Origin of the sequence: Kluyvera sp. CHPC 1.2972 (assembly GCF_036759925.1) — a bacterium.
Classification (GTDB): Bacteria; Pseudomonadota; Gammaproteobacteria; order Enterobacterales; family Enterobacteriaceae; genus Kluyvera.
Map to the genome: position 1 here is coordinate 1 of NZ_JAPKIB010000046.1, position 513 is coordinate 513.

The following is a 513-nucleotide window of genomic DNA, read 5'->3' on the forward strand; positions in this document are numbered from 1 at the left end:
TTCTTTAAGGTAAGGAGGTGATCCAACCGCAGGTTCCCCTACGGTTACCTTGTTACGACTTCACCCCAGTCATGAATCACAAAGTGGTAAGCGCCCTCCCGAAGGTTAAGCTACCTACTTCTTTTGCAACCCACTCCCATGGTGTGACGGGCGGTGTGTACAAGGCCCGGGAACGTATTCACCGTAGCATTCTGATCTACGATTACTAGCGATTCCGACTTCATGGAGTCGAGTTGCAGACTCCAATCCGGACTACGACATACTTTATGAGGTCCGCTTGCTCTCGCGAGGTCGCTTCTCTTTGTATATGCCATTGTAGCACGTGTGTAGCCCTACTCGTAAGGGCCATGATGACTTGACGTCATCCCCACCTTCCTCCAGTTTATCACTGGCAGTCTCCTTTGAGTTCCCGGCCGAACCGCTGGCAACAAAGGATAAGGGTTGCGCTCGTTGCGGGACTTAACCCAACATTTCACAACACGAGCTGACGACAGCCATGCAGCACCTGTCTCA

Annotated in this window: 1 rRNA gene; it reads right to left on the reverse strand. The window is 52.0% G+C overall.

The features are described from left to right. Nucleotides 1-10: 10 nt before the first annotated feature. A 16S ribosomal RNA gene (locus V6944_RS23290) occupies nucleotides 11-513 on the reverse strand; the annotation flags it as partial.